Here is a 4,997-nt window from a genome sequence, read left to right as displayed (position 1 = left end):
GGCGGCAGGGGCTCCTGGGCGGTGTCCTGTGAGGTGGGCTCCGGCGTCGGTTCCGGGCGGATGCCGAACGGGCCGGGCTGTCCCGGCAGCGCGGCCCCGAGCTGGGCGGCGCCGCCTTTGGCCCGCTAGGGGGTGCGGATCACCGGGTGCCTGCTCGCAGTTCGGCGGGGCGGCGGGCGGCGCGCAGCTCGCGCAGGTTGGGGATGTGGTTGTAGAGGGTTCCCGGGCTCACGCCGAGGAGTTTGGCGATCGAGGTCACCGAGTGTTCGGGGTTGGACAGCATGTCGCGGGCGGCGCGCAGCAGGTCGGGGGTGACCACGGTGGGGCGGCCGCCGACCCGGCCGCGTGCCTTGGCCGCGGCCAGGCCCTCGCGGGTGCCGACGACGATGAGTTCGCGGATGAACTCGGCCAGCGCGGCGAAGACGTGGAAGACCAGTCGCCCGACCCGCCGGATGGCCACCTGGACGTCAACGGCCGCGAACGTGCCCTGGTGGCCCGGATGACCACGCGGTACGCCGAAGTACAGGAGTTGGGCGCCGGGGGCCGCTCGCTGAAGGGCATCAGCCGCGACCTGAACCTGGACTATTACACCGTCCGCCGCTACGCCCGCGCCGCCAGTCTGGAGGAACTACTGGTCGCCGCTACCCATCGCACCACGATGCTGGACGCCTACAAGCCGTATCTCCACGACCGTTACAGCAGCGGGTGTCACAACGCCTGCCTGCTGTTCCGCGAGATCCAGGCCCTGGGATACCAAGGCAGCTCCAGCCCGGTCGATCGCTACATCCGCCTGCTGCGCAAGGGCAGCGTCGCGCCGCCACCGCCCAGGCCCGTTCCCAAGCCCCGAACGATCACCGCGTGGATCGTGAGCCATCCTGATCATCTGCGGCCCGACGATGCTCTCGAACTCAAGCAGGTCCGCGAAGCCTGTCCCGAACTGGAGGCCACTTTGCGTCATGTCCGCGCCTTCGCGGTCATGATGCGTGACCTACGCGGTGATCGACTGCCCGGCTGGATCGACGGGGTTCACCACGACGACCTGCCTCACCTGCACCGCTTCGCTGACGGCCTGCGCTACGACATGGACGCCATCGTCGCCGGCATGTCGCTTCCCTGGAACTCCGGCCAGGCCGAGGGACAGAACACGCGAGTGAAGTTGATCAAGCGGCAGGGCTATGGGCGAGCTAACTTCGATCTACTCCGAAAGCGGATCCTGCTTCGGACCTAAAGGTCGACCGTCCCGAGATCAGCAACAGAGCCGGAGATCCCATACCTGATGATCTAACAGTAGCCCCACCCTGCGAGCCGCTTGTTGCGCATATTCGTTGCGCCAGGCCCGTGCCGGCGTTTCGGTCCTTACCTGTTGAGATCCAGCACCAGCGCGTCGTAGGTTCGGGCGTCGGGCGCGGCCCGGACGGGGCCCACCACCTGCCACCCCCACCTCTGGTACATGGCGTGGGCCGGGGCGTCGGGGTCGGCCAGCAGCGTCGCGTACGGGGCGCTCTGCTGGGCCAGCAGTGTCTCCAGAAGCCGCCGGCCGATGCCACGCCCGCGATGGGTGCCCGCGACGTCCAGCTCGATCACCGCGAACTTGGGCGGCTCAACCACTTCCGGAGGGGCAGGGGCGGCCTCTCCGCCCCACCACAGGCCCGCGCCGAACCTGAGCCCGAAGGAGAACCCCACCAGCCGTCCCCTGGACCTGGCCGAGACCAGAACGAAGCTGTCCTGCATCACCTGCCGGCTTGTGCGCTCCGCGTATCGCTCAGGGCTGTAGAGCGGCCCGGACAGATAAGGCCATTCGGCGTAGGCCGCCACGTACAGGTCGACGTACTCGGCGCTGAGTACTTCAGCGGCGGCCCTACCGGTCAAGCATCGGAAATCAACGTCGGTCACTTGTCCTCTTTCGGTGCCGTGAGTGCTAACTGTTCCCGATATTCCACGATGGCCCGATGCGTCTTGTGTCCCGCCGGTACAGCGTCAGCCACACCGTGAGCGACGTGCAGCACGAACTGCGTCACATGAGGCCCGAGGCTTTCGACGATCGAGGCGGCGTATTGCAGCCCTTCGGAAACGGCCCCTTCCCGGACTGCTGAGGCGGCCTGATGCAGGCGGATCTGCGCTCCTTGCCGGGAGCGGGTCGAAGAGTAGGAGGCGAGCGCGTCCGATTGAGCCGACGCCGCGGACTGGTGGCTGTTGGCCGACGTCCCGGCCGAGCACGTCGCCCCCGTCTGACGCGCATATCCCCATGCCAGGAAGGCAGTCATGACTATTCCCGCCAGCACACCGGCGCACGAGGTTCTGCAGGACATCATCAACGGTGGGAACGCCCTGCAGAGGCTCCGAACGGAGCTGCACTCTCACCGGCTTTACCCCTCGATCAGCTATGACCAGGGAACACGGTTGCATATCGTGAACGACGTCACGATATGCGTCACCTCCGGTGAGGACGGCCCGCTCTACTCCTGGCAGCGCGCGGGGGAGCCCCAGCGGGAGCCCAATGCCGAGCAGTGCGCCCCGCTGGACGACATCGCCGAGGCCGCCCGCCGGATCGCTGCTTTCCATCTCGCCCTGCGCGCCGGCGCCTCGCAGGAGAACTGACCCCCTGAAGAAGCCCCGGGAGCGTGTAGCCAGACTTCCCCGTTCTGTCCTGCTCCACGTGGCCAGCCGGCCGGGAGCCCGCCCCGCCCCCTCTGCGGGCTCCCGGCTGCCTCGATCGGAAAGAGATCCTTATGCATGATCAGCCGTGGCACGAGCTGCCGCTGACCGCCCTCGGAGTAAAAATCAGCGGCGGCGTGTCCCCTGCGATCGTGGACGTCGCGGTCGTCCCGCTGCTGGAGGGCCGCCCGCACATGGGCGGCGCCTACCACTCGATCGTCAACCCGCACCGGTCCGTCGCGCCGCGGCCGTCGATCCCGCCGGGCCTGGAAAACGACATCTTGGCGCTGGGGCCACCCCTGCCGTACATCCGCGCGAAGCTGACCGCCCGGCTCACGGGGCGGGCGATCATCTGCCACGACGTCAACCAAACGTGGCGGCTCCTGGCGCAGTACTGCCCGGACGTGCAGCCCGTGGTCTGCTTTGACACGCTGCACCTGACGCAGATCGTCCGCCCGGACGTGCAGCGCCGGAGCCTGACGGCGCTGCTGCGCTGGCACGAGTTGGCCGAGCAGACCAGCAGCCTCGCGGCCGAGGTACCTGCCCAGCGTGCTCTGTGGGACGCGGTCGGCGTGGGCCTGCTGCTTCCCGTACTGATCAGGGCGTGGGAGTCCCGCGTCAGTGAGTTGGCCCCCGAGGGGCTGTCGTTGCTGACGACCTGACCACGTGCAATCACCTGCTGTGTGAAGAACGTAGCCAACCCCCGTGACCCGGACCCCTGCCAGGAGGCCAAGATGCCTGATACCGGCACGTCTGCACATGACTCCTGTGAGCGGCTGATCGCCGCAGTTCACCACGCCACCGGCGTCCCGCCGGTCACCGCGGCGGACGTCACCCCCCTGCTGCACCGGCCGACCGCCCTGCACCAGCTCCTGGCCGAACGCCTCCCCACGCGGGCGGTGGTGGCCGGCAGCCTGGACCGGCGTCTGCTCCTGGTCGAGAACGCGACCCGCAGCGGGTGGACGATCGCTGACCTGTCCGGCCAGGAGCACCGCACGAGGCAGTGGCCCGCGTGGACCCGCGGCCGGCTGCCCCTCACCCGCCCGGACTCCTGGCTGTCGGGAACCGACGTGGCGGCGAGCACCCTGCACCGGCTGCTGAAGCCTCACCTGCTGCTCGTAGCGCTCTACCACCCGGAGTACTTCCCCCTGCCGCGCTTCCCACTGGCCATCAGCGACGTCGCCCGCGCCGCCCGCGCGACACTGATGGGGCGGGTAGAGCTCATGGACATGCAGCTCGGCGTGACCCTGGACGACATCGTCGGCCGCATCGAAGCCGAGGGGCCGGACATCGTCGGAATCTCGGCGACGTTCGGCCAGCACGACCTCATGACCACCCTGATGGATCACCTGACCGGCCTGGCGGACCCGCCGCTGGTCGTGGCCGGCGGTAGCCTCACCGCCCGTAACGAGAAGCTCCTGCTGGCGCGGTACCCGAACCTGCTGATCGCCCGCGCGGCCGGGGAGCCCACCATCCAGGACGTGCTGGCCTACGGGCACGGCGACCTGGGCTTGGGCGAGGTTCGCGGTATCGGCTACCGGGGCTCCGTGCAGCGCGGGGAAGGCACCATGGGCATCGGCCCGGCCCGGCGTACCGCGACCGTCTCCAACCGGCTCCAGACCGACATCTGGCCCGAACTGGATCTGCTGGAGAAGACGTTCGACGCCGGAGGCGTCGCCCAGCTGGAATGCTCCCGCGGGTGCGCGAGCAGCTGCTCGTTCTGTCCCCGAGGGCACAAGGGGCAGTGGGCCGGCGCCGCCGCCCTGGACGGATTGCCGTGGGTGCTGCGCGAGCTGGCCGACGTCTTCGACCGGCATCCGGACGTCTCGCGCACCCTGTATCTGGTCGATGAGGAGTTCTTCGGCCGCGGCGACGACGCCGCCGACCGGGCGCTGGGAATCTCTCAAGCGCTGCACACTCACGGCTTCCGGTGGGAGACCTCTTGCCGTATCGATCAGGTGGTGCGGCCCGGCGAGGATCGCGCCTGGCACGTGGACCGGGGTCATCTGTGGCGGACCCTGGTCGACCACGGGTTGCGCCGCTGCCTGTTCGGTGGGGGCGATGCCCTCCAGCCACGCCCCGGTCTCGCCCAGGGCGTCGATCTCATCCAGGTACTTGGCCTGGGCCGCAAAGCGTGTCCAGACGGGACGCTGGGCCGGCTTCTTCAGCCGGTTGAACATCGACCTTCCGTCCGGGCCCGCCGTCGTCAGCAGAGCCCCGATGCGCTCTCGGCCATCGGGCCCCATCCGCTCGACCACGCGGGCAAACATCTCGGCGTTGACCCGCGCCCGGATGGTCGTGGCCATCGCATCCAGTGTGGTGAACCCCGGCAGCTCCAGCGA

Annotated in this window: 7 protein-coding genes; 4 read left to right on the top strand and 3 right to left on the bottom strand. The window is 69.1% G+C overall.

Annotated elements, in window-relative coordinates:
* Positions 1-139 precede the first annotated feature (139 nt).
* Positions 140-460, bottom strand: a complete 321-nt coding sequence (locus tag ABZU75_RS45230) for a recombinase family protein (RefSeq protein WP_355569361.1) — start codon at positions 458-460, stop codon at positions 140-142.
* A 39-nt stretch (positions 461-499) separates the two neighbouring features.
* On the opposite strand from ABZU75_RS45230, the gene ABZU75_RS45225 reads away from it, so the two are divergent.
* Positions 500-1,228 carry a transposase gene (locus tag ABZU75_RS45225; RefSeq protein WP_355569358.1) on the top strand — a complete coding sequence of 243 codons (729 nt, stop codon included), beginning with the start codon at positions 500-502 and terminating at the stop codon, positions 1,226-1,228.
* 128 nt (positions 1,229-1,356) lie between these two features.
* Here ABZU75_RS45225 and ABZU75_RS45220 read toward each other — a convergent pair whose 3' ends face one another.
* Positions 1,357-1,893, bottom strand: coding sequence for a GNAT family N-acetyltransferase (locus ABZU75_RS45220; RefSeq protein ID WP_355569355.1), 537 nt, complete (start codon positions 1,891-1,893; stop codon positions 1,357-1,359).
* Positions 1,890-2,264 carry a hypothetical protein gene (locus tag ABZU75_RS45215; RefSeq protein WP_355569352.1) on the bottom strand — a complete coding sequence of 125 codons (375 nt, stop codon included), beginning with the start codon at positions 2,262-2,264 and terminating at the stop codon, positions 1,890-1,892. Before ABZU75_RS45215 ends, ABZU75_RS45220 begins: the two co-directional genes overlap by 4 nt.
* Here ABZU75_RS45215 and ABZU75_RS45210 point away from each other — a divergent pair.
* From ABZU75_RS45210 to ABZU75_RS45200, 3 genes are all read left to right on the top strand, one after another.
* A complete protein-coding gene (locus ABZU75_RS45210; RefSeq protein WP_355569350.1) occupies positions 2,263-2,598 on the top strand; it encodes a hypothetical protein in 336 nt (111 codons plus the stop codon). The genes ABZU75_RS45215 and ABZU75_RS45210 overlap by 2 nt on opposite strands.
* Positions 2,599-2,729: 131 nt before the next feature.
* On the top strand, positions 2,730-3,317 hold the full coding sequence (locus ABZU75_RS45205) for a 3'-5' exonuclease (RefSeq protein ID WP_355569347.1): 588 nt from the start codon (positions 2,730-2,732) through the stop codon (positions 3,315-3,317).
* Between the two features lie 72 nt (positions 3,318-3,389).
* Positions 3,390-4,997: cobalamin-dependent protein (locus ABZU75_RS45200; RefSeq protein WP_355569343.1), on the top strand; the 1,608-nt coding region annotated here is incomplete at its 3' end.

The organism is Streptosporangium sp. NPDC005286 (assembly GCF_040607515.1).
In the GTDB taxonomy this organism is placed as follows: Bacteria; Actinomycetota; Actinomycetes; order Streptosporangiales; family Streptosporangiaceae; genus Streptosporangium.
The sequence above is the reverse complement of the archived record's forward strand: the minus strand, read 5'-3'. Positions and strand labels throughout refer to the sequence as shown.

Coding starts and splice junctions, on each gene's coding strand:
- ABZU75_RS45225 (WP_355569358.1), top strand. CDS start 500: ATGACCACGCGGTACGCCGAAGTACAGGAGTTGGGCGCCGGGGGCCGC.
- ABZU75_RS45205 (WP_355569347.1), top strand. CDS start 2,730: ATGCATGATCAGCCGTGGCACGAGCTGCCGCTGACCGCCCTCGGAGTA.
- ABZU75_RS45210 (WP_355569350.1), top strand. CDS start 2,263: ATGACTATTCCCGCCAGCACACCGGCGCACGAGGTTCTGCAGGACATC.
- ABZU75_RS45215 (WP_355569352.1), bottom strand. CDS start 2,264: ATGACTGCCTTCCTGGCATGGGGATATGCGCGTCAGACGGGGGCGACG.